General features: G+C 67.4%; 17 protein-coding genes. 7 read left to right on the forward strand and 10 right to left on the reverse strand.

Annotation, left to right across the window (positions count from 1 at the left end; genetic code table 11):
* Positions 1-22: 22 nt before the first annotated feature.
* From ACQY72_RS05340 to ACQY72_RS05350, 3 genes are all read left to right on the forward strand, one after another.
* The gene (locus tag ACQY72_RS05340; protein WP_428156216.1) at positions 23-610 is read left to right on the forward strand and encodes a hypothetical protein; all 588 of its coding nucleotides are present in this window, start codon (positions 23-25) and stop codon (positions 608-610) included.
* 68 nt (positions 611-678) lie between these two features.
* On the forward strand, positions 679-1,608 hold the full coding sequence (locus ACQY72_RS05345; protein ID WP_428156217.1) for a hypothetical protein: 930 nt from the start codon (positions 679-681) through the stop codon (positions 1,606-1,608).
* Between the two features lie 40 nt (positions 1,609-1,648).
* Positions 1,649-2,518 carry an ankyrin repeat domain-containing protein gene (locus ACQY72_RS05350; protein ID WP_428156218.1) on the forward strand — a complete coding sequence of 290 codons (870 nt, stop codon included), beginning with the start codon at positions 1,649-1,651 and terminating at the stop codon, positions 2,516-2,518.
* Between the two features lie 3 nt (positions 2,519-2,521).
* Here ACQY72_RS05350 and ACQY72_RS05355 read toward each other — a convergent pair whose 3' ends face one another.
* The 6 genes from ACQY72_RS05355 to ACQY72_RS05380 all read right to left on the reverse strand — a co-directional run bounded on the left by ACQY72_RS05355 (position 2,522) and on the right by ACQY72_RS05380 (position 10,505).
* Positions 2,522-2,905, reverse strand: a complete 384-nt coding sequence (locus tag ACQY72_RS05355) for a hypothetical protein (protein ID WP_428156219.1) — start codon at positions 2,903-2,905, stop codon at positions 2,522-2,524.
* Between the two features lie 16 nt (positions 2,906-2,921).
* Positions 2,922-4,001 (reverse strand): hypothetical protein, encoded by a 1,080-nt coding sequence (locus ACQY72_RS05360; RefSeq protein WP_428156220.1) that lies wholly within the window; start codon positions 3,999-4,001, stop codon positions 2,922-2,924.
* 146 nt (positions 4,002-4,147) lie between these two features.
* Positions 4,148-5,650, reverse strand: coding sequence for a S10 family peptidase (locus ACQY72_RS05365; protein WP_428156221.1), 1,503 nt, complete (start codon positions 5,648-5,650; stop codon positions 4,148-4,150).
* Between the two features lie 20 nt (positions 5,651-5,670).
* Positions 5,671-7,218 (reverse strand): S10 family peptidase, encoded by a 1,548-nt coding sequence (locus ACQY72_RS05370; RefSeq protein ID WP_428156222.1) that lies wholly within the window; start codon positions 7,216-7,218, stop codon positions 5,671-5,673.
* On the reverse strand, positions 7,202-9,301 hold the full coding sequence (locus tag ACQY72_RS05375; protein WP_428156223.1) for an amidohydrolase family protein: 2,100 nt from the start codon (positions 9,299-9,301) through the stop codon (positions 7,202-7,204). The genes ACQY72_RS05370 and ACQY72_RS05375 overlap by 17 nt, the downstream gene beginning before the upstream one ends.
* A gap of 10 nt (positions 9,302-9,311) precedes the next feature.
* On the reverse strand, positions 9,312-10,505 hold the full coding sequence (locus ACQY72_RS05380; RefSeq protein ID WP_428156224.1) for an aminotransferase class I/II-fold pyridoxal phosphate-dependent enzyme: 1,194 nt from the start codon (positions 10,503-10,505) through the stop codon (positions 9,312-9,314).
* 200 nt (positions 10,506-10,705) lie between these two features.
* Between ACQY72_RS05380 and ACQY72_RS05385 the strand changes: the two genes are divergently transcribed.
* Positions 10,706-11,182, forward strand: a complete 477-nt coding sequence (locus tag ACQY72_RS05385; protein ID WP_312597182.1) for an Lrp/AsnC family transcriptional regulator — start codon at positions 10,706-10,708, stop codon at positions 11,180-11,182.
* Here the strand turns inward: ACQY72_RS05385 and ACQY72_RS05390 are convergent.
* Positions 11,170-12,483 (reverse strand): APC family permease, encoded by a 1,314-nt coding sequence (locus tag ACQY72_RS05390; RefSeq protein WP_428156225.1) that lies wholly within the window; start codon positions 12,481-12,483, stop codon positions 11,170-11,172. The genes ACQY72_RS05385 and ACQY72_RS05390 overlap by 13 nt on opposite strands.
* 357 nt (positions 12,484-12,840) lie before the next feature.
* Between ACQY72_RS05390 and ACQY72_RS05395 the strand changes: the two genes are divergently transcribed.
* Positions 12,841-14,337: a S10 family peptidase gene (locus tag ACQY72_RS05395; RefSeq protein WP_428156226.1), complete on the forward strand. Its 1,497-nt coding sequence runs from the start codon at positions 12,841-12,843 to the stop codon at positions 14,335-14,337.
* A gap of 14 nt (positions 14,338-14,351) precedes the next feature.
* On the forward strand, positions 14,352-15,326 hold the full coding sequence (locus ACQY72_RS05400) for an ornithine cyclodeaminase family protein (RefSeq protein ID WP_428156227.1): 975 nt from the start codon (positions 14,352-14,354) through the stop codon (positions 15,324-15,326).
* A 3-nt stretch (positions 15,327-15,329) separates the two neighbouring features.
* Here ACQY72_RS05400 and ACQY72_RS05405 read toward each other — a convergent pair whose 3' ends face one another.
* On the reverse strand, positions 15,330-16,589 hold the full coding sequence (locus ACQY72_RS05405; protein WP_428156228.1) for an aminotransferase class V-fold PLP-dependent enzyme: 1,260 nt from the start codon (positions 16,587-16,589) through the stop codon (positions 15,330-15,332).
* 159 nt (positions 16,590-16,748) lie between these two features.
* On the opposite strand from ACQY72_RS05405, the gene ACQY72_RS05410 reads away from it, so the two are divergent.
* The gene (locus ACQY72_RS05410) at positions 16,749-17,726 is read left to right on the forward strand and encodes an ornithine cyclodeaminase family protein (RefSeq protein ID WP_428156229.1); all 978 of its coding nucleotides are present in this window, start codon (positions 16,749-16,751) and stop codon (positions 17,724-17,726) included.
* On the opposite strand, the gene ACQY72_RS05415 is transcribed toward ACQY72_RS05410, so the two are convergent.
* Positions 17,727-19,442, reverse strand: coding sequence for a hypothetical protein (locus tag ACQY72_RS05415; protein ID WP_428156230.1), 1,716 nt, complete (start codon positions 19,440-19,442; stop codon positions 17,727-17,729).
* 73 nt (positions 19,443-19,515) lie between these two features.
* Entirely contained in the window at positions 19,516-22,506 is a 2,991-nt protein-coding gene (locus tag ACQY72_RS05420; RefSeq protein ID WP_428156231.1) for a TonB-dependent receptor domain-containing protein, read from the reverse strand.
* Positions 22,507-22,581 lie beyond the last annotated feature (75 nt).

Below are 22,581 nucleotides of genomic sequence, written 5' to 3' on the forward strand. Positions count from 1 at the left end.
CATCGACACGAAAGGACGCCGCTTGCGATCTTCGCGACTGATCCTGATCGCCGCGACAGCGATGTTTATGATGGCCTGTAATCCCGATCACGCCGCGCCTGCGTCGCCGGCGCAGCCCGTCTCGACCGAGGGCTTCATCGCCGCCACGACCGACATCCAGCCGGCCAATCTGCCCGCGCTGATCGCCGCCTTCGACGGCGATCCCGTCGGCGTCGCCGACAGGCTGGAACGCGACATCGGCGGCCGGTCCGCCCTGACTCGCTATGCCACCGCCATGATCCAGCACGGTCAGGCCGAAAGCCTCGGCCGCCAGCTCGCGCGCATCCAGAATCAGGGCGAACCCCTCGCCCAACCGCAGGATCAGGACGGCGCCGTCTGGTATCCCCGCGCCGAGGACGCCGGTTTCGTCACGGGCGGCATCGGCGCCGTTCTCGCCACGCACAAGGACGCCCTGCCCGCCTTTGCAAAGGGCGCCGGTCGTTCGCCACCGGCGGCGGACGCGGATCTCCAGGCATGGCTGTCAGAGCCCGCGACGACCCTGCCCCGCCCTGCCCGGTCGGCTTTCGACGACGCCTTCCGCGCCGCCTATCGCGCGACGAGGCCCGACTAGGGAAGACCCCAGCATCGCGTTTCGCCGACCCGCGCTAGGCTCACCCTCACAGTGATCGGGAGGCGGCCATGCAGATCGACCGGATCGGCGCGACAGGGTTTCAACCCCAGGATTCGACCCGGTCGGCAGCGACCTCGGACGCCCTGGCGACCGACCCGCGCATCGCCCAGGACTGGGCCTCGCCCCGCGTCTTCGCCGAGCCCAGGGCTTTCGCGGACGCCGGCCCCGTCGCCCCGGCCAAGACATCCGATGTCTCCAATCTGGATCAGGCCCGCACCCATCTCGCCCTCTCGGCCGACGTCTACAACGACACGCCCAATCCGCCAGAAGGCTGGCGCGTCGCCAGTCAGGACGACCTGGATCGGCTGCGCCTGACGCCCGATCTTCTGGAGCGTGCGGATTCCAGTTTCCGCGCCCGCGTCTACGTCAGCGACGCGGGCGGCGAGACAAAATATGTCGTCGCCTTTCGCGGCTCCCAATCCGGCGAGGACTGGGTCAACAACGGCCAGCAGCTGATCGGCGCCTCGTCCGAACACTATGACAAGGCCCTGCGCATCGGTCAGCGCCTCGCCGCCGTCGACGCCGATGTCACCCTGACCGGCCATTCGCTGGGTGGCGGCATGGCCTCCGCCGCAGCCCTGGCCTCGGGTCACGAGGCGGACACCTTCAACGCCGCCGGCCTGCACGCCTCCACCCTCGACGCCGCCCGATCCGGTGGCCGCGCCACACCGGACATCGACGCCTTCTATCTGCGCGGCGATCCCCTCAGCGCGCTTCAGGACGGCGGCGACCGCCTGATCGTCGGCGGCCTTGGCGCCATTATTCTCGGCCTGCCTGGCGCGCTGTTGGGCGGCGCGGTCGGCGACGCCGCTCCCGCCGTCGGCGACCGTATCCCGATCGAGCCGACCCCGCCTGCGGGCCAGTCATGGTGGGATGCGGGCCCCGGCGCCCTGCACGGCGTCGAATGGTTCCAGTCCAGCCTGGATGCGGCCCCCTGATGCAGGAACGCCCTCGACCCGCCGCTCGTTGAGCGTCAGGATGACAAGACACGTCTTCACATCGATCGTCATCGCGGGAGTCCTGATGAGTGGCTGCGACGCCCGCGCCGGCGCCTTCGTTTCCGGCACCACCCTGCCGACAGCGGATCAGGTGCGCGCCCTCGGCGCGGACGGCCATTCGACCCGTCAGATGGTGGAGGCGGTGCGCGACGGTGACGCCGAAACCGCCCGCCGGCTGCTGGACGCAGATCCGGCCCTGGCCCGCATCGGCGACGGCCGCGACCTCGACATGCTGACCCTGGCCATCGCGCGTGACGACCGCCCCATGGTGCGCCTGTTGCTGGACAAGGGCGCGCCGCCCGACGGCCCCAACGGCGAGGTTCCCCTCAGCCTGGCCCTGCGCGCCCGCGCCCCCTGGCACGCCCAGGCTCTGCTTCAAGCCGGCGCCAAGCCAGACCCAATCCGCGCGGACGGCTTCTGGCCCCTGGACGAGGCGATATCGCTGAACTCCCTCGGCGCGGTGCGGCTGCTGCTGGATCATGGCGCGGACGTGAACCGCGCCGACCGCACCGGGGGCACGCCCCTGGAAAGCGCCGTGGCCATGCAGAACTATCGCATCGCCGAACTGCTTCTGGAACGCGGCGCCGATCCCTGGGCCGTAGGCGTCAACGGCGACACCATCGCCGCCGCAGCCACCGCCCCCGTGCGACCCGACGAACCCGAGGAAGCCCAGGCCCGCGACCGCGTCCTCGCCCGGCTCCAGGCCGCCGGCTGGAAACTGCCTCCGCCCTCGGCCCAGGCCGTCCGCGCCGAGGTACTGGCCGGCCGCTGGCCCCCCGCCCACGCTCAGGGCGGCCGCCCCCCGTCGCCCGAGATCGTCGATCGTATGCGCCGCCTCTGGCCCGACTAAAGCCTAATGCGGCTTCAGCCGCGCCGGCATGATGTTCAGCGTCCTGGGCGTCACCTTCCAGCGGGCCGCGTCGTCATATTCGAACAGGATCCGCGTCTTCAGGTCGTCGCGCCTGATCTGCACCAGACAGGCTTTCCACGGCGACCGTCCCTCGTCCTGCATCGCCGCCTGCAGATCGACGAACCGGTCGTGCAAATCCGCATTGCGCGGCGCCCCCGCCTGCGCCCGCCCCTCGGCGTCATAGCTATAACCGCTGACCTGGCTGGCCCCGCCGTCCAGCACCGCCACGACCGAGATCGCCGACCATTTGCGATCCGCATAGCGTTCGTCGGCGATGATCATTCCGCCGATCTGTTCGATCAGCATATCGGCGCGGTCCCGATCCAACGCGATCTCCCTGACCTCACCCGTCCAGCATCGAAGACGGCATCTGCTCGAACGTCTGTCCGGCGGCGTTCCTGAAAATGACGTTGTTCTCGTAGACCACGTCCCCGTCGGCGGCGCTCAGCACCTCATAGGCGACACGCACCCGCACAGGTTTGTCCCCGCCCCCGATCAGATCGACCGTGACCCGCACCTCGGCCCCCGCCTCGACCCAGTCGCCCATCTCGTTTTCGAGCGTCTTGTAGGCCGTGCTGTCGAGGCCGCCGATCTGCGGCGCCAGACTGTCCAATCCCTGATCCTTGACGAGCCGTTGGCCGATGATCGGGCCGCCATGTTCGCCCTCCACTCCGCGATCCGCCGCACCCTGCGCCCTCGTCTCGACCCTGCTGCGCTCCAGATCGGTGAGAACCGCTTCGGCCCGAACAAACCGACCCTGAGCGTCCAGCCCCCACGTCGCCGCATCAGGCCCGACGGCCTTGATCATCTCGACGCCGGTGGTCGAACCGACCTTCAGTCTAACGACATCCACAGACCCGCCTGCGGTCACAGTAAGGCGGTGCCCCGGCAATACGACCGACCCAAACGACCGATCCGCCACGACGTCCACGCCCCCCATAAACCCCGATCGCAGCCCCTGGCCGCCATCCGCTTCCAGCGACCGCGTCGCCCCCAGCCCCGCCACGATCGTCGCATCGAGACCTCTCGACAGATCAAGGCTCAACGCCGCCGTCGTCCGCGTCAGCGTCTCGACAGCGCCACCGACCACCCCGCCAAGCCCGTTCGTCAGTCCGTCGGTCAGACCCCTTACCGGCCCATCGACGATCTGACCGAACAGCCCCCCGACCGCGCCGACAATTCCGGTCAAGTCAGACGTCAACCGCGCCAGATCCAACGGCGCCAACACAGTCTTCAACTGTTCGAGCACCTGCACCGCCCCCAGCGGGTTCACCTGCGCAAGATCGGACACACCCTGCGCGATCCCCCGAACATCGATCTGCCCCGCAAGCTGGTTCTCGCCCAGCAATTGCAGCGCCAGCGACGGCTCCCCCGCACCGGCCCGCCCTGCCGTGATCCCTGACGACGACTGTACCGCCGACATGACGCAGCCTCCCAATGCTCAAGCCCGCCAACCTATCAAAAACGCCGACAGAGACGAGCTGGGGTTATCCCTAGCGGATTGGGGCCTACACCGCTGATTGGCCTTATCTCTTGTCGAGACAACCACCCCAAAAGACCAAAACGAGTCTAGGGCCGGACTCCAACGGCAAAGGCTCGAACTGCCGCGTTGAACCGGGCCAGATTGTCCTCGCCGTCATAGACACCGTGCGGCCCCGCGAAATAGGCGGCGGTCAGTTGGCCTGTCGGCACGCCCACCTGATCCAGAACATAGCGGCCGGCATAGGCCGGCGTGGTCAGGTCGTAATAGCCCGCCGCCCAGAACAGCCGCATGATCGGTCGTGCCTGCAGGGTCTTGGCCAGCCCCTCCATGGCCTGGGGCGAATCCCCATGGGACCAGGCGGCGTTCACCAGGAAGTTGAGGCTGTAGTAGGGCTCGTCGGTCGTGAAGCCGAGCGTGTCGCGGACATAGTCGCCCAGGGCCTGATTGACGATCGGACCGATGCTGGCCGGGGTCGGCGCGGTTCCGCTGGCTCTGCCCTTGGGCACGACGCCCAGGGACGGATCGTCCAACGCGCCCAGCGCCCCGGCTTCCATGGGCGAGGTGACCCGGACATCCAACAGGCCGGTGCGCAGTCCCCGGTCCTTCAACAGGTTGAACATCCAGGTGTTGCTGGAGATGCGCAGGTTCTCGGCCAGGATCAGATCCGTCGGCAGGCCGATGAGGGCAGACATCTGGTCCGCAACGCGGCGTCGGTCGGCGTCGGGCAGGCTGGAACCCTGAATCAGGGCCTCGACATAGTCCGTACGGGCGAACGCCAGCGCCTGATCATAGACCTGATCGACGGTGCGTCCGGCTCGGTCGATCCGCTGGTGATGCCAGGCCCCGGCCGCCATCGTCGGCAGGCTCGCCACGAAAGGCATCTCGCGCCCGGTCAACGGCGCGACCAGCGCGATCAACATGACGCCGTCGAAGCTCAGCGTCTCCGCGTCGGCGGCGATCAGGGCCGCCCGTGTGGTGCCGTAGCTCTCGCCCGCCAGATAACGCGGCGAGGCCTCACGGCCGTTGAGCTTCAGCCAGTTGAGGATGGCCGTCTGCACCGCCTTCGCATCGGTGGCGCCGGTGTACCAGTATTTTTCGTCCACGCCGGGAAAGGCGCGACTGAAGCCGGTGCCGACCGGATCGATGAAGACGATATCCGCCGCATCCAGCGGACTGAACGGATTGTCGACCAGACCGCTCTGCCCCGCCGGCGCCTTGCGCATCGGCCCCAGGGCCGAGATGTGCAGGGGCGACGAGGATGCACCCGGCCCGCCATTGAAGGCGAAGATCACCGGCCGGGTCGCGGGATCGCCGACGTCGTCGCGCGTATAGGCGATGGTGATGACCGACGCGCCCGGATCGCCGTCGGGCCCGTCAACGAAATTGTCGGCGACAGTGGCGGTGTAGGCGACGGCCTGACCGTTGAAGCGGCCCGCATGATGGGTGACCGAACGTCGAGGCTCCATCGCCGTTGGCGCGATGGATGCTGGTGCGACTGCGACTTGGGCCATCGTCGGCGCCGCGCCCGAACCGGCTGCGATCGCCAAGGTCAGGAGAGAGACGACTGCGCCACGCCCGAACAACGCCATCGGCTCCCTCCCCTTCGCGCTCATCGGCGTCCGTCCCGGATCAGCGCCCGAACGTCGTCGGAAAAGGCCGCCGCCGTGTCGCCCAGATAGAGCATATGGCCGGACTCGTAATTGCGGATCGTCAGTCGATCGGTGGGAACCCCGGCCTTGTCCAGCGCGTCGTGCGCCGCCGCCGGGGTCGTGACCATGTCGAAATAGCCGCTGGCCACCAGCACCCTCAGGTCGCCGTTACGACGCATGGCCGTGGCCAGATCGCCGGCGAAGGACTGGCCCTCGGGCACCCCGGTCCGCTTCCAGTTCCAGCCGAACAGCAGGTTGCGCCAGACGATGGCGCCATAGGGCCGGTCTTCCTGAACCTTCAGATCCTCCGCCAGCATCTGGTGGAAGGCGGCGATGAAGCCGGGCACATAGCGGGTCATGGCCGGATCGTCGGCGACCGGCTCTCCACCGTCGTGCGCCGACGGCAGGGTGTAGCGACCGTCGTAGAGGCCCACGGTCAGGCCCTGCTCGGCCAGAATCTGCTGCGAAAAGGCCTTGGGCGACATCGCCAGACCGGGCAGCCAGGCCTCTGCCGGCAGTCCGGTATAGGTCGCCAGACGCGCCGCGACCGCACCCCGTTCGGCGTCGTCCAGCGTTCCGGCGGCGGCCTTGTCCAGCGCCGCCAGATAGTCGGTGGTGGCGAACGCGGTGACTTCGGTATTGAAGGCCTCGATGGTCAGGCCCCGGCGGTCGATCTTCTGATGGGCCCAGGCCGTGGCGGCCATGGCGGGCAGGTTCAGGGCCGCGCCGAGCGACGGCGACAGCCCGGCCGTCCCTGCGCCGTTCAGGCTGGATCCCAGCAGAACGATGCCATTGACCGTGATCCCCCGCATCACCCCGCCATAGGTCGGCCCACCCATCAGGGCGCGGGGCAGAACCGCCGCCCGCGCGCTGCCATAGCTTTCGCCCATCAGATATTTGGGCGCGTCCCAGCGGTTGTTTCGCGTCAGCCACAGCTCGATGAACTGGGCCACGCTTTCGGCGTCCTCGTCCACGCCGTAGAAGTCCTCGGGCTTGCCGACGCCGACGATGCGGCTAAAGCCGGTGCCGACCGGGTCGATGAAGACCAGATCGGCGACGTCCAGCAGGCTGTCGGGATTATCGACCACCCCGAAAGGCGGGACATTGCTGGGGTTCACCTCGCGGTCCAGCTGGACCCGGCGCGGACCGACCACCCCCATGTGCAGCCAGACCGACGACGAACCCGGCCCGCCGTTGAAGACGAACATGACCGGCCGATCGCGCTCGCCCCCCGTCTTGACGTAGTCGAAGCTGTAGATCGAGGCCGTCGGTTCGTCCCTGTCGTTGCGCAACAGGGTCTCGCCGGCCGTAGCCGTATAGGCGATGCGCTGGCCCCGAATGGTCGTCTCGTGGCGCGTCAACACCGGCGTGGCGACCGTGACCGCGTCGGACGACCTCGCCCGGACCGACGTCGGCGCTATGCCCAAGGCAAGCACCGTTACAGCCAGGACGAAGGCCGCGCCCACCCGGATTTTCCGACGCCGCATGCGCTCAGTGACCGTGGTCATCGTCCATCCCCTCGCCGAACAGGAAGCTCTCGCCCGCCGCGCCCGCCGCCGTGTCTTCCGGCGCCTTGGGCGGCTGGACGACGACCGGACCGGCGAAGGGCCGAATACCGAGCGCCTGGTGGATCTCGCTGGGGAAGTAGAGCACCCCGCCCTTCATCACCATGCGGATCTGGCGGATGGCGTTGATGTCCTGCGTCGGATCTCCGGGCACGAGGAAGAAATCCGCCAGCTTGCCGCGCGCGATACTGCCCAGAGACTGGTCGCGCCCCAGATACTGTTCGGCCTTAAGCGTGCCCAGGCTCAGCGCCTCGGCCGGGGTCAGGCCCGCCTTGACGTAGAGCTCCAGTTCGCGGTGTACGGTGAAGCCGGTGCCGGCGTCCGTGCCGGGCAACAGTTGCACGCCGCTGTCGTGGAGCAGCTTTATGGTGTCGAGCAGCTTCTGGAAGGCCGCCTTGTAGGTCTGGTCCACGGCCGGGCTGTCGATGTCGACGAAGGACCGACGACGGTAGCGCTGGTAACCGATCGGCATGTGATCGACATAGCCGACGGCCGACGGCGGGACTTCGCCGGCGCGGCTCAGCATCAAAACTTCCAGCGCCACGGCCGTGGTGTCCAGGGCGACGCCCTTTTCCTGCATCAGGGCGAGGGTGCGCCGGACCGGCAGGCTGTCCAGATCCAGGTCCGCCGCCCGCGCCATGGCGGTCAGGCGCAGGGTCGTGCGAGAATCCTCGCCTGGTTGCAGCAGCCAGCCCAGCATCAGCTGGTTGATATGGGCGATCTCGCCATAGCCTGCTTCGATGGCCTGGTCCGGCGTGACGAAGGCGGGGACGTGGCCCGTCACCCCCATGCCCAGACGATGCGCCTCCTGCGCCACCGGCGCGACCCAGTCGGGGTGCAGGGAGTTGTAGATCTTGATCTGGCGATAGCCGCGCTGGCCATACCAGCGCACATCCTCCAGCGCCTCGTCCAGCGTATCGGCCAGCAGGCCGGTGCGCACCGAATAGGGGCTGCGGCCCTCCAGCATGCCGTCGCGGACGATGCGCGGTCCGGGGGTCACGCCCTGATCGATGTCGCGGGTCAGGTTCAGCAGAAAGGCGTTGCCGTTGCCCATGTCCCGCACCGAGGTCACGCCCGCGCCCAGATAGAACAGGCCGGTCTGCAAGGTGCTGTGCGAATGCATGTCGTGCAGACCTGGGACCAGCGTCCCGCCCTGGCCGTCGATCTCGTAATCGCTGGCGGCGGTCGGCAGGTCCGGCTCGGGCACGATGGCGGCGATCCGGTCGCCGAAGACCGTCACCGACGACAGGGCCGACAGCGTCCCAGTCTCCGGCTGGAATATCCGCACGTTGCGGATGCGGACCGGCGCATCGAACGTGTGCGCCAGTTGGGTCTGCAGCGCATGGATGCGCTCGCCCTCCAGCGCCGCCGTCATCCGCATCAGTTCGGGTGCGGTCGCTTCCAGACCCTCGCGCACCGTGATCTGGCTGCCCGAAAACTCGGCGACCATCCGTCCGGCGTCGTCCAGCATGACATAGCCGGGCTGAAGCTCCAGTCCGGTCAGGCGATAGAGGGTCACCGGCAGGGCCTCGGGACCGAACACCTGGCTGCGAACGGCGGTCAGGGTCAACCGGCCGCCGGGCGTCACGTCCAGGCTATGCTCCGGGGCGGCCTTCAACACATTGGCGTAGAGGGCCAGGCTCCAGGGACTGTCGTCATTGGCGATATAAAGGGCGGGCGCAGGCGCGGGACGTTCACCGCCGTCCGCCTGACTGCGCCAGCGCAGCGTTCCGCCGCCCTGCTCGAACCGTTCGTCGACGCGCGCGCCGAACAGCGACACGCCCTCGATGGTCCAGAGCCGCGGCATGCCGTCGGCGCCGAGCACCAGATGCTCCTTGTGCTTGGGACCGCGACCGTTGTTGTCGACATGATAATCGACATCGACCGTATCGCCGACCTGATCCACGATCAGATGGCCGACGTTCTCGCCGCTGGAGATGACCGCGAACCGCTGAACCTCCGCCACTGCGGAAGTCGCGCCCAGCCAGGCGACGGCGAAGAGGATCGGGGTCAGCAAGCGACGCATGGACGTCTCCTCAACGCGTTGCGGCAGGACGTGAAACGGGCGGCGACCCCGAGCGTCGAAGCGCGAACAGGGCCTCGTGCAACTTCGCCAGTCCCCGGTCGATGGCCGGCGCCGGCACGCCGAAACCCAACCGCATATGACCGGCCTGGCCGAAGAACTCGCCCGGCGCCGTGACGATGTCGTGGTCGCGCCACAAGACCTCCGCCAGCCTGCGCGTATCGGCGTGACCGACGACCTTGGGAAAGGCGATACAGCCATAGGGCGGCGGGTCGCCCTCGATCAGGTCGTCTGCGCGCATGGCCGCCAGATGACGCTCCACCACCGGCCGACTTTCGGCCAACACCCCACGCCAGTGCGCCTCGAACGGAGCGGGATTTTCGACCACCAGCGCCCCGATGGCATGGGTCAGTTTCGACACACCGAACTCGCGGCCCGCACTGGCGTTGGCGATCCGTCGCGCCAGCGAGCGCGTCGTGAAGATCCAGCCGCATCTCAACGAGAACAGGCCGAACACCTTGGTCAGGCTGTTGACGCTGATCAGATTGGGCGCGAGCCGCGCGGCGGGCAGATCGCCCGCGTCGCTGGCGAAGTCCGCATAGACCTCGTCCACCAGCACATGGGCGCCCACGGTCGCGGCAACGGCGGCCAGGGCCTGAAGCGCCTTTTCATCCAGATGATGACCGGATGGATTATGCAGATTGGTGATGATGACCAGCCGCGTGTTCGGCCTCAGCCTCGCCCGCAGATCATCGGCATCGAAAGCGAACGTATCGCCCATTCGAGGCAGCAGATCGACCTCGGCGCCCGCAAGCCGCGCCAGGTCGGACAGGACGTCGAAGCCCGGCGTCTCGACCAGCACATGATCGCCGGGCTCCACCAGTCCGGCCAGCACCTGGGCGACGCCGTTGCAGACGCCAGTGGTCGGCAAGATGCACTGCTCGTCCACGCCGTAACGCTGGGCCAGGGCGGCCAGAAGATAGGGATTGCCGCGCCCGAACACGCTTTCGAACCGGTCCGTCACGGGTGGGGCGAAGGCGTCGGCGACGACCCGCGCCAGCAGATGTTCGGGCTCCGCGACCGTGCTCTCGAACAGGATGGAAGCCTCGGCCGGCAGAGGCATGTGCCGATACAGGGATCGTCCGAAGGCGGCGAAATCCCTGATGTCGTAGATCGGCGCCCGCGCCGGGACGTCGCGCCCGATCACGCTTGCGGTTCCGGGCCGCCGCAGGCTGCGGCTGGGGTATTCGTCTGTCGCAATGGCTTGCCCGTCGGGGACGACAGAGCGTCGTCTTTCACCCCTGCATTGTTACCGTCGCCGCACCGCAGCTTCTTTGCGTATCGCCGCTTGCGCCTTCAAAGGATTGGATAGCTAATGCGCTGTATCGGCAAATCGGAGACTAGACGATGTCCACCGGCCTGGACGCCATCGACGTCCGCATTCTGCAGCAACTGCAGATAGACTGCTCCATCTCCACCTCGGAGTTGGCGGAGCGTGTGGGCCTGTCTCAATCGCCCTGTTGGCGGCGCATCCAGCGCCTGCGCGAGGAGGGCTACATCAAGGCGCAGGTGGCCATTCTCGACCCGGAACGAATGGGCTTCCACATGCACATCTTCGCCCAGTTGAAGATGAACAACCTGGCCGAAAACGAGCGCGAGAAATTCATCCGCGAGATCGCCGCCATCCCCGAAATCGTCGAATGCTATTCGGTGCTGGGCGAGCGCGACGCCATGATCAAGGTTATCGCCCCCGACATCAAATGGTACCAGGACTTCATCTTCCGCAAGATCCTGAAACTACCCGGCGTCATCGATATCAGCTCGACCGTCGCCCTGTCGGAAATGAAGCGGACCACCGCCCTTCCGGTGCGTCAGGGCGTCTGACGCCTCAGGCGCCAGGCGTAGTAGGCCAGACCGATCGCCAGCCAGACGGCCAGCAGCACATAGGGCCGCCAGTCGGTGCTGAAGCCCAGAGCGGCGATGACGACGGCGGCGATGACGCCCAGCACGGACAGGGTCTTGACCGTCGGCCGGCTGAACCGAAGCCGGGCCTGGTCATGCACCTCCGGGTGGGCGCGCGCGACATTGTAGGCGGCCAGGCAGGTCCCGAGATATTTCATCATCGTCGGCACGTTCACCGCCAGCAGCAGGAACAGCAGGCTGGACGGCAGGAACAGGGCGGCCGACGAAGCGCCAAAAGCCACCAAGGTCGCCACATGCGGCGTGCCGAACCGGGGATGGATCCGCGCCAGGGCCGACGGCAGGACGCCCGACCGGCCCATGGCAAACAGGAAGCGGGAATAGACCAGGAAGACGGCGTTCATCGACTTGATCAGGGCCACCACAGCCGCGGTGACGATCAGAGGCGCCGCCCACGGCCCCAGCGCCGCTTCGGCCGCCGTCAACAGCGGCGCGTCGCTGGTCGCCAAGGCTTGCGGGCCGACAAGGCTTAGGGCCGTGAAGGTGATCACCAGATAGACGACGACGGTCAGCGCCAGCCCCAGGGCGATCCCAAGCGGCACGACCACCTTGGCGTTGCGCACCTCGTCCCCGACTTCGGTCGCGGTCTCGATGCCGAGGAAGAGCTGGATCATCAGCGGCAGGGCCGCCAGGATCGGCAACCACCCGCCCGCAGTCGCCTGGACCAGAAGCCCCGGCTTGAGGTCGGGCGCTCCCGCCACGACGAACACGGTGAAGATCGCCAGCAGCAACAGCATCAGCACGGTCTGCGCCCGCGCGGCCACGGCGACGCCGACATAGTTCAGGGCGAAGATCAGGGCGAACAGGCCGAACATGACCGGCTTGGCCGGCAACGGGATCACCATCGACAGATAGTTGACCAGCACCCGCGCCAACACGATCATGACCACCGCATTGCTCAGCACCCGCAGCCAGACGATGGCGAAGGCGACCAGCGGATGGGTGAAGCGGCGCTGCCATTCATAAGAAGCCGCCGTGCTGGGCGCCGCCGAGGCCATATAGGCGTAGACCAGGGCGAACAGGACCATGGGCAGGGCGGCCAGGGCCACGGTGATCAATATGCCCGTACCGCCAACGGCGGCGGCTGGACCCAGCACGGTGAAGATCGCCGCCCCGATCGCCGTGCCCGCGCCCAGCATCACCAGATCGACCAGGCCGACCCCATGCTTCAGCTCGGACGGCGGCGGCGAGGAAGATGCGGTCATGCGGCGTGTGTCCGGGCGTGTGATCGGCTCCACGGGAGCGAACGACAACCGTAACGCCGGATGGCTGCAAGGACTATTCAAACCCGGCGGCGGCGACAGGAACAGACGACTGCTTTAGTCCTCAAAGGAGGCCATCGCGCATCGACCATGTTCGCGCCAGATAGTCGACATCTCGCTCCAAACCCTTGCTGACGAGGCCCGGCTCCAGACGAGGATGCTCCGATCATCCGCGCAAATATTATTCGTCTCATCGGACAGCGGCATGACACCTGTGTCGCGTCCGCGCGCGTCAGCCCCGACAAAGAAAGAATTGTCGCGGTGTCAGGCTCTAGACTGATCTCGAACACGGAGATGACGATGACGACACTCACCAAGCGACATCTCATCGGCGCCACGGCTGCTGGCCTGGCGCTGGCGTCAGCCGGGATGGTTTCCGCCCACGTCCAATCCGTGGCCAAACCGCGCCAGCGACGCACCGGGGTCTTCAACGGACAGAGCGTGAACTACACCGCCGGGCTGGAAGAGACCGTGGTCAGGGACGCGCAGGGCGCGCCTCGGGTGCGGTTCGTCTGCGCCAGCTACATCCGCGAAGGCGTCGCGCATAGCGACCGGCCGGTGATCTTCGCCTTCAACGGCGGCCCCAGTTCCTCGTCCGCGACCCTGCACATGCTGGCTCTGGGACCGAAGCGGATCGCACTGGAACAGGACCCCGCCGCGGCTGCCCTCTCGCCCCCGCGCCTGGTCGATAACCCGGAAACCCTGCTCGATGTCGCCGACATCGTCCTGGTCGATCCGCCGGAAACCGGCTTCACGCGGCTGGCGTCAGAAGCCGACCGCGCCGAGGCCTATTCCGTCAACGGCGACGCGCGCGCCGTGTCGGACTTCATCCGCACCTGGATCGCCGATCACGGTCGCCAGACCTCGCCCAAATATGTCCTCGGCGAGAGCTACGGCACCATCCGCGCCGCCATCATGGCGGAGCAGCTGTCGCACGACATGCCGCTGGACGGGGTCTTCCTGTTCGGCCAGGCGGTGAACATGATCGAGACGTCCCAGCGCGTCGACAACATGATCGCCTATGCGACCAACCTGCCCGCCCTGGCGGCGATCGCGGTCTATCATGGCAAGGCCGACACGGACGGCCGGTCGATGAACCGCTTCATCGACGACGTCTATGCGTGGGGGATGAGCGATTATCTCGCCGCCCTGGTCCAGGGCCAGGCCCTGCCTCAAACGCAACGTCGCGCCGTCGCCGCCGAGCTGGAGCGACTGACCGGGATCGACTCGGACTTCTATTTCGACGGCGACCTGACCATTTCGAAGGTCGCCTTCGCCGGCCGACTGCTTGCCGACAAGGGCCAGAGGCTGGGCATCTACGACGCCCGTTATGTCGGCCCGTCGCCTGCGCAGGGCCAACGCCCCCAGGACCCGTTCGGCGCAAAGGTGTCGGACACCATCCTGCCGATGATGCAGCACTATCTGCGCACAGAACTGGCGCCCGAACGCGACGCCGCCGACTATCGCCCGCTCGCACCGGGCGTCGACATCTGGAACTACAATACCACCGGCGGGGCGGGCGGACCGTTCAACGAATACGACTATCCCGCCAAACTGGTCGCGGCCTTCAAGGCCAATCCGCGTTTCCGGCTGATGATCGGCACCGGCATCTATGACCTGACCACGACCGTCGGCCCGGCCCTCTATCTGGCCGCCCAGAGCGACTATCCCGCCGAACGCGTGATCCAGCGGCGCTACGAGGGCGGTCACATGGCCTATACCAACCGGCCGGCCCTGACGGCTTTCACCCGCGACATCCGCAGTTTCGTCACCGGAACGCCCTTCGTCGACACCTGAGCAGGCGCCTCGAAATGCTGATCCTGGACCGCGACTTCGTCCGCACCCACCTGACCTATGCCGCCTGTATCCCCCTGATGCGGGACGCGATGGCCGCCTTGTCCAGAGGCGAGACGCGACAGCCGCTGCGCAGCATCGTGCCCCTCGACCAGGGCCGCGCCTTCGGCGTCATGCCCGGTGCCCTGTCAGCGGGCGGCGCCTTCGGGGCTAAGCTGGTCAGCGTCTATCCCCAGAACCACGCGGCGGGCCTTCAGTCGCATCAAGGCGCCGTCGCCCTGTTCGACCCCGCCACCGGCGCCCTGTCCGCCTTGGTACACGCGGGCGAGGTCACCGGCATTCGCACCGCCGCCGCCAGCGCCGCCGCGTCCCAGATCCTGGCGCGACCCGACGCCTCGCGCCTGGCTGTTCTCGGCACAGGAGAACAGGCCGCCGCCCATGTCCGCGCCTTCCACATCGCCTTTCGCCTGTCGTCCGTCACGATCTGGGGCCGATCAGCGGACCAAGCCGCCGCCCTGGCCGAGCGTCTGGCGCAGGAGACCGGCCTGCCGGTGGTCGCCGCCCCCACGGTCGCCGATGCGGTCGCCAATGCCGATATCGTCTGCACCACCACCGCCTCGGCCCAGCCGATCCTGCACGCAGCGGACGTGCCCGCCGGCTGCCATGTGAACCTGGTGGGATCCAGCTATGACGGCCCGGTCGAGATCGACGACGACCTGGTGGTCCGCGCCCGCTTCATCGCCGATTCCCGCGCCGGGGTCCTCGCCCAGGGCGCGGAGTTCCTGTCGGCCAAGCGCGCCGGCCGGGTGGACGACGATCACGTCGTCGCCGAGATCGGCGAGGTCTTCCTGGGCCTGAAACCCGGCCGCACCTCCGACCAGGAAATCACGATCTACAAATCCCTGGGCCACGTCGCCCAGGATCTGGCCAGCGCCCGCTACCTGCTCGACCTGGCCAGCGCCCTGAACCAGGGCTTCCACGTCCCCTTCTGATCGTCAGGCGGGCGGCGACGCCGGCAGGGCCTCCAGCAGGCGGTCGATGTCGTTCATGTCGTTGAACACCGCCAGCGACACCCGGAACCGGTGCTGGGAGACGGTGATCCGCACCTTGGCCGCCGCCAGCCGCTCCGACAGTTTGGGCCGCGCATCCTTCAGCGCGAAGGCGACCAGGGCCGTGCGGCTGTCCAACGGCGTCAGAGGCTCATACCCGCGCCGCCGCAGTTCCGACTGCACCGCATCCGCCAGCGGCTGACGCGCCTTCTGGATGGCGTCGACGCCCAGCCGGTTGATCCAGGTCAGGGAATGGTCGAGCTGCACCGCGCCCGTCCAAGAGGTCGTGCCCATGGCGAACCGACCCGTGGCGTCCTCGCGCGCCGCATAGTCGGCCGGCATTGGACCCGGCGAGTCATAGGGATAGGCATGGCTCTGAAACGACCGGATCTGATGATAGCCCCACCAGGGACGCCGGATTTTCTCCTGCACGGCCTTGCGCACATAGAGGAAGCCCAGGCCGAAATCCCCCATCAGCCATTTGTAAGAGGCGCAGGCCGCGAAATCGACGCCCGCCGCCTTCAGGTCCAGCGGCGTCGAGCCCGCCCCGTGAATGATATCGACATAGACATAGGCGCCGTGGGCATGGGCCACGTCGCAGACCCGCTTCAGGTCATGCTCGAAGCCGTTGATGGTCGAGACATGGCTGATCGAGACCAGGCGCGTCCGGTGGTTCACCGCCGCCTCCATCGCCGCCATGTCGATCCGCCCCTCGGCGGTCATGGGCAGGGTGACGACATCCATCCCCGCCTTGGCCAGTTCGCCATAGGTGTAGAATGAGCCGAAGAAATGCAGGGCGTCGGTGACGATCCGCCCGCCCGTCGCCGGCATATCCAGCGCCTGCAGCACCAGGTTCTCGCCCATGGTCGTGGACTGGACGAAGCACAGCTCGTCAGGATCGGCCCCGACCATCAGGCCGAACTGACGAACCGCATTCTCTTCCATCGCCGACAGGTCCAGATCGGGAGCCCCGGTCGCCCGGGTCTTGTAGCGCAGATAGTCCTCCAGAGCCGCCCGCGCGCCCAAGGGCATCGGGTGGGTCGATCCGCTGTCCAGATAAGTCACCGGCATGGCGGCGAAGGCTCCCCGCGCCGGCAGGGTCAACTGCGGCTCGGACTGCACCTCTTTCGCCGTGGTCGGCGAGGCCAGACCGACCGTCGGCGAGACGGCGGCCGCAGCGATCAGGGCTCTTCGGGTGAAACGCATGGCGGGACTCGCAAGAGGCTCGGGACGCGCCATCCTAGGACCACGTGGCGGAATAATCCTTTCGTCTTGTCGATCGACGGCCGCCACGAAAGGCAGGAATAGCCACGGACGATGCGATAGGCTGCACAGAACTCCATCCCTGACCGGGTTCGTCCGCTCATGTCGTCATCGCCCTCCACCGCCCCCGCCCTCATCGTCTTCGACGCTGCGGCGGTGCGCGCGGGCCTGGACGCCGAACGGCTGATCCGTGTCATCCGCGACGCCATGATCGCCCTGTCCGACGGACGGGTGCGCCAGAATTTGCGCAGCTTCATCGGCCTGGGCGAAGGCCGGACCTTCGCCCTGATGCCCGCCGCCTTCTCCGATGAGGGCCTGTTCGGGGCCAAGCTGGTCAGCGTCTTCGCAGACGGCGCAGGCCGCAAGGCGCACGAGGGCGTCGTCGTCCTGTTCGACGGCCATACGGGGGTTCCGATCTGCATCGCCGACGCAGGCGAGATCACGGCTTTGCGCACGGCGGCCGCCAGCGCCGTCGCCACCCAGGCCCTCGCCCGCCCCGATGCGAAAACCCTGTCTGTTCTAGGCCTGGGCCGTCAGGCGGCCGAACATATCGTCGCCATCGCCCGGGTTCGCCCGCTCGACACCATCCGCGTCTGGGGCCGCGACCTGCGGCGGGCCGAAGCTTTCGCGGCCGAGATGACCGCCCTGACCGGCCTTCCCGTCTCGGCGGTCGCCAGCCCGCGCGCCGCCGCCGAGGGCGCCGACATCCTCTGCACCGTCACCGCCGCCGTCGATCCCATCCTGGAAGGCGCCTGGGTCGCACCCGGCGCCCACATCAATGTCGTCGGTTCCAGCGGCCCGTCCGCCGCCGAGATCGACACGGACCTGATCGCCCGCAGCTGCTTCATCGTCGATCACGCCGAACATGTCCGGGTCCATGGCGGCGAGTTCCTGCGCGCGCTGAAGGCAGGCCGCATCGACCAGGATCATATCGCCGCCGAGATCGGCGCCGTCCTGTCCGGCGCGGCGCCGGGGCGGACACACAGTGACGAGATCACGGTCTACAAGTCGCTGGGCCACGCCGTGCAGGACATCGCGGCGGCCGGCCTGCTGTATTCGACTTTGCGCGCCGCCGACTGATCAGGCCTTGCAGTCGGCGTCGGCGGCATCCGGCGCACGCCGCCACTGATAGACGTCGACCTCTTCGCCCCTGGGCAGATAGGTCACCGGGAAGCGATCGTCGCCGCGCGTCACCTGCAGGGTCAGCGTCGCTTCCTGATTGCTCTGAACCCCGTCCATCGCCACGGCATAGGTGACCACGTCCCCGTTGCGAATCCCGGCCCGCTCCGCCGCCGATCCAGGCACGAGGCCCCGGATGGTCTTCACGTCGCCGACGAAGGATTTGGGGTCGAAGCCCAGGTCGAACCGTCGCGCCTGCGCTACATAGCGGGTGAAGCACGGACCATAGTCGCCGGGTTCAGGCAGCATCAGTTCGCCCGCCTTCATCGCGGCATGCAGCATTGGTCCATCCGCGCCCAGCTCGGCCGTCAGCAGCGCGACCCAGGCCGCCTCGTCCACCGTTTCGCCCGCGCGTCGGCGGCGGTTCATCTCCAGGATCAGGTCGTCCAAGGACCGCGCACCTTGGCTGGCCCGACGGATCTTGCCATCGACCACCGCGAAATACAGACCGCCCCGATCATAGGGCAGCACCCGGATGCGGCTGTCCTCCCAGAAGCGCGGCGCGATCTGATCGTCCGGTGTGTCGTTGAGGAGGTTGGAATAATATCGACGCGCAGTGTCGTTGATGTCGGCCAGATAGGCGTCCGCCGTGATCAGCCCCGCCCGATAAGGCAGCAGCCCCTGATAATAGACGGCGATCCCCTCGCCATACCATTGGCCGCGCCCGTCCCACTGGGTCCAGGTATGGATCATCTCGTGCGACAGCGTCGATTTCAGATCGGCCGGATCGGTCGCCTGGCCATAAGTGACGAGGAAGGACCGCGTCAGCGCCACCCCCCCGCCAGCGTTGATCGGATTGTAGCGCATGAAGACGCGATAAGGCGGATCGCCCGGCTCGTCGAAAAACCGGCTCATCCAGCCGTGCAACTGGTGGGTCCAGGCCATCAGCGGCCGCGCCTCGAACGGCGTCTCGCCCATCCAGGCCGCCGAGAAGCCGGCGTTGGACACCGGCATCGGCTCGCGCTGCATCGGACCCGCCATGAAGACGGTCGAGGACAGCCTGTCCGCCTTGCCCGCTTCCAGATCGACGTCGCCCTCGCCATAGCTGGACGTCGCCCCGGCCCCGGCGCCCAGGCCGGTCAGATCCCAGCGCAGCGCGATGCGATAGTCGCGGTCGTCTTCCGGCAGCAGGATGAAGGTATTGCCGACGCCAGAGACGCCGCCGCCCTCGGTGCGCAGGCTGAAGGGCGGGCCCGAACCGCGACGCGGCGGCGTATTGTCGATGGGCGCGCGATAACGGACGGTCACATCCCCGCTGACGGCCCGCCCGGCGATCCAATTCCGCGAATAGACCAGGGCCACCGGATCGTCCCGCACCGTCAACGGCACCGGCCCCAGGGCGTCTGTCATCGTCAGGTCCGTCAGGGTCGTGGCGATGGTGTCGGTATTGGCGATGACGACCGGCAGGGTCAGAACCGCCTGGCCCGCGTCCGCCTCCATCGCCGAGATCTTCAGTTCGACATCCAACCGGGCGAGACCGCGCGCGACATCGACATCGCCGGGCCGAAGCGTCACCTGCATCGTCTGCGCGGACGCCGATGCAGGAGATGCACCCAGCAGCAGCATGACGGCCGCCAGAACCGACAAAGGATGACGCAGGAAGTCGGAAATCGTCATGTCGGAGGCTCTCCGGGAAATCTCATGCAGTCCCGTCCCCGACCGCCGAAGCGCTCGGGGACGATGATCAGCCCTAGAAGCGCGCGTTCAGACCGACGAAATACTGACGGCCCAGAATGTCGCCATAGTTCCGCGTTGGATACGACGGCTCCTCGTCGGTCAGGTTGATGACCCCGGCCCGCACCGCATAGTCGCCGAAACGATACTCGCCCGACAGGTTGTGGCGCACGTTCTCGCTGATCAACGGCGTCGGCGTCGTCTCGATGGTGTCGAACCGATTGACCTGCGACTTGGGCAGATAGGTCATCGAATAGCTCAGACTCACGGGACCGAGTGCATAACGCGCGTCGAAGCGGCTGACCCAGTCGGGCGTCAGGGTCGTGTCATCTGTGCGGTTGTAGTCGAAGCCGGTGACCGAGGTTTCCAGCAGGGCGTTGTGGGTGACTTCCAGCCCCAGTTCGAGACGGCCCCAGTCCGCATTGCTCCGAGCAAGGTCCGCAACATCGAAGGCATAGTTGACCGTGTAGATCTCGCCTTCATATTTCACCGTGCCGGCGTTGAAGGTGGTCGAGTTGGCGGTCGCCACCTGGCCCAAGGCGTTGAAGGTGAACTGGCCGCAGACGTCGGCCGGTTGCGGCGAGGAGTCGAAGCAGGTCGCCAGGAAGTTCTGCGGCGTGAAGGCCGAAAGGCCGTCGCGCAGCTCAACCTGAATCCGGTCCGCCACGATCGTCAAACCGGGAACGAAGCCGGGCTGAAGCACCACGCCGAAGGTCGTCGTGTCGGAGATCTCGTTCTTCAGGCTCGGATTGCCGCCCGTCGTGATGAGGACGTTGTTGAAGTTCTCGCCCGGATCCTGGAAGCCCGTCAGCGCGCCATATCCCGGATTGGCGGCGAACAGGGCCTGACAGTTGGCCAGGCGAACGGCGGGGTTCGGGCCACTATTGATCCGGTCCGAATCGCACGGGTTCTGGGCGATCGCGCCCAGGGTGGTGCTGGACGGCGAGAACAGCTGGTCCAGCGTCGGCGCCCGGAAGTTGCGGCTGCGCGACGCGCGCACCGTCACGCCGGAAACGACTTCCCAGCGCAGGCCCGCGCCCCAGACATCGGCCTTGCCCGCGATGGAGTTGTCGACGGTCCGATAGGCGCCGTCCACTTCCAGCGAGTTGACGAACGGCAGGGTGAAGTCGCCCCCAAAGATCGGCACCAGCACTTCCGCCGAGAACTCGTTGGTGTCGTAGGCGCCGCTGGTGGCCCGCGTCGGCGTGCCCGATCCCGTCAGCCCGCGCTGATTGGCGTCAAAGGGATTGAACTCGGCCTTCTCGCGCCGATACTCGTAGGCGAGGCTGAAGCTGGCTGCACCGGCGGGCAGGGTGAACATCTCGCCGCCGATGGTCGCCAGGATATCGTCCTGGGTGTTCTCGAACCGCTCGCCCACCGGCACGGCGACATAAGCCCGCATCTCGTCGGTGATGGTGCCGGTGCCGAAGATGTTGATGGGCACGCAGGCCGCATCGTCATTTGTCGTCGAGGCGTCGGCGTTGATGGCGCACACGGCCTGGCCGCCGGTATTGCGCGTGGCGTTGACCGCATTGGTCAGGCGCGAGGTCCAGGTGTCCCAACCCGACCGTTCGCCCTTGGTGATCCCGCGGCTGGCCGACAGGCTCCAGTAAAAGTTGCGATCCGCCCAGTCGAAGTCGCCTTCCAGCGCGACCAGGCCACGCCAGACATCCGTCTCCGTCACGAACTCCCGCGTGGGCAGGGCATCGGAAAAGCTCTTGGACAGCCACAAAGGTCCCCCCGCAGCGAAGCCCGCGTTGGCGGCCGTCAGCTGGGCCAGGGCGGTCGGCGTCAGGAAGGGGTTGGTCCTGAAGAAGGCGATCGGGCCCGCGCCGGACGCGGCCGAGTTCAGCACCGTCCGGGTCGAACCCTGGGTGCCGAAGGGATCACGACCCTCCGTATTCGAATAGAGCAGTTCGCCCTTCAGCTTGATCCGGTCCGTCAGATCGTAACGGCCGAGCAGGTTCACGTTGAACCGCTCCACGCCCGTATAGAGGGCCGCCAGATCGCGATAGTCGAAGCCGTCGCCGCCCGAGGCGAAGGGCACCCCGGCGACGGCGCCGGGGTTGAAGGCGATCAGGCTGGTCCCATCGGCGGAGAACTGCTGCGGCACGCCGCCCGAGCGCACCAGGAATCCCTGAACCGGCGCCGGAATCGAGAAGATCAGTCCATTGGTGTTGAACGGCCAGAAATGGGAGTCCAACAGTTCGCGCACGGCCGGAATGCCGTCGCCGGGACCGGTGTTGGCCGCGTTCGAGACCGTCAGCCGCGACAGGTTCGAGCGGGGCCGATCCTGCCCATAGAGCGGGTCCGACTTCGACCATTCGACATTGCCGGCCAGATTGGCCCGACCGTCCAGGAAGTTGTCGCCGAACGTCATGCGCAGGCTGGTCTGCGGATAGTCGTCTCGCGAGGAGATGCCGTATTGGGCGTCCACCTCCAGCCCCTCGAAATCGTCCTTCAGCACATAGTTGATCACGCCGGCGATGGCGTCCGAGCCATAGACTGCCGCGCCGCCCGCCTGGACCACATCGACCCGTTCCAGCAGCCCGACCGGGATCAGGTTGGTGTCCACCACCCGGTCGCCCATGCCGGACGACGAGGTCACGAACCGACGACCGTTCACGAGCGACAAGGTGCGCCCGGCGCCCAGGCCGAACAGGTTGGGGAACTGCTGCCCCGAACCCGCCGCCGAACCGGACCCGCTGGCGACCGGCGTCGATGGCGTCGCGGAGGTGATCTGGTTCAGCGCCTGTCCGACCTGAACGAAGCCGCGCTCCGACAACACCTCGGCGTCGATGACCGAGACCGGCGCGGCCGTCGTCGTCTGGACACGGCGGATACGCGATCCGGTGACGACGATGTCGTCCACGGCCTGGGTCTCGTCCTGCACCTGCGCCGCCGAGGCGGTCTGGGCCAGAGCCGAGCCCGCACCGCCGATCAACAGCAGGGCGGCCCCCGCCACGGTCGTGGCCAGCAGGCGCTTCTTCATGGACATCCGCGTCATCGTATCCCCCTCGATCTGCGTTTCAGGTTCGCAGGACGACGACCCCCGTCATCCCGCCTCTGCCGAAAGGCTAAC

The sequence above is a fragment of the Brevundimonas sp. genome (assembly GCF_965279155.1).
In the GTDB taxonomy this organism is placed as follows: Bacteria; Pseudomonadota; Alphaproteobacteria; order Caulobacterales; family Caulobacteraceae; genus Brevundimonas.

Excerpts from the sequence above, each read along its gene's own strand:
- ACQY72_RS05345 (WP_428156217.1), top strand. The coding sequence starts at position 679 with ATGCAGATCGACCGGATCGGCGCGACAGGGTTTCAACCCCAGGATTCG.
- ACQY72_RS05350 (WP_428156218.1), top strand. The coding sequence starts at position 1,649 with ATGACAAGACACGTCTTCACATCGATCGTCATCGCGGGAGTCCTGATG.
- ACQY72_RS05360 (WP_428156220.1), bottom strand. The coding sequence starts at position 4,001 with ATGTCGGCGGTACAGTCGTCGTCAGGGATCACGGCAGGGCGGGCCGGT.
- ACQY72_RS05365 (WP_428156221.1), bottom strand. The coding sequence starts at position 5,650 with ATGGCGTTGTTCGGGCGTGGCGCAGTCGTCTCTCTCCTGACCTTGGCG.
- ACQY72_RS05370 (WP_428156222.1), bottom strand. The coding sequence starts at position 7,218 with ATGACCACGGTCACTGAGCGCATGCGGCGTCGGAAAATCCGGGTGGGC.
- ACQY72_RS05375 (WP_428156223.1), bottom strand. The coding sequence starts at position 9,301 with ATGCGTCGCTTGCTGACCCCGATCCTCTTCGCCGTCGCCTGGCTGGGC.
- ACQY72_RS05385 (WP_312597182.1), top strand. The coding sequence starts at position 10,706 with ATGTCCACCGGCCTGGACGCCATCGACGTCCGCATTCTGCAGCAACTG.
- ACQY72_RS05390 (WP_428156225.1), bottom strand. The coding sequence starts at position 12,483 with ATGACCGCATCTTCCTCGCCGCCGCCGTCCGAGCTGAAGCATGGGGTC.
- ACQY72_RS05395 (WP_428156226.1), top strand. The coding sequence starts at position 12,841 with ATGACGACACTCACCAAGCGACATCTCATCGGCGCCACGGCTGCTGGC.
- ACQY72_RS05400 (WP_428156227.1), top strand. The coding sequence starts at position 14,352 with ATGCTGATCCTGGACCGCGACTTCGTCCGCACCCACCTGACCTATGCC.
- ACQY72_RS05405 (WP_428156228.1), bottom strand. The coding sequence starts at position 16,589 with ATGCGTTTCACCCGAAGAGCCCTGATCGCTGCGGCCGCCGTCTCGCCG.
- ACQY72_RS05410 (WP_428156229.1), top strand. The coding sequence starts at position 16,749 with ATGTCGTCATCGCCCTCCACCGCCCCCGCCCTCATCGTCTTCGACGCT.
- ACQY72_RS05415 (WP_428156230.1), bottom strand. The coding sequence starts at position 19,442 with ATGACGATTTCCGACTTCCTGCGTCATCCTTTGTCGGTTCTGGCGGCC.
- ACQY72_RS05420 (WP_428156231.1), bottom strand. The coding sequence starts at position 22,506 with ATGACGCGGATGTCCATGAAGAAGCGCCTGCTGGCCACGACCGTGGCG.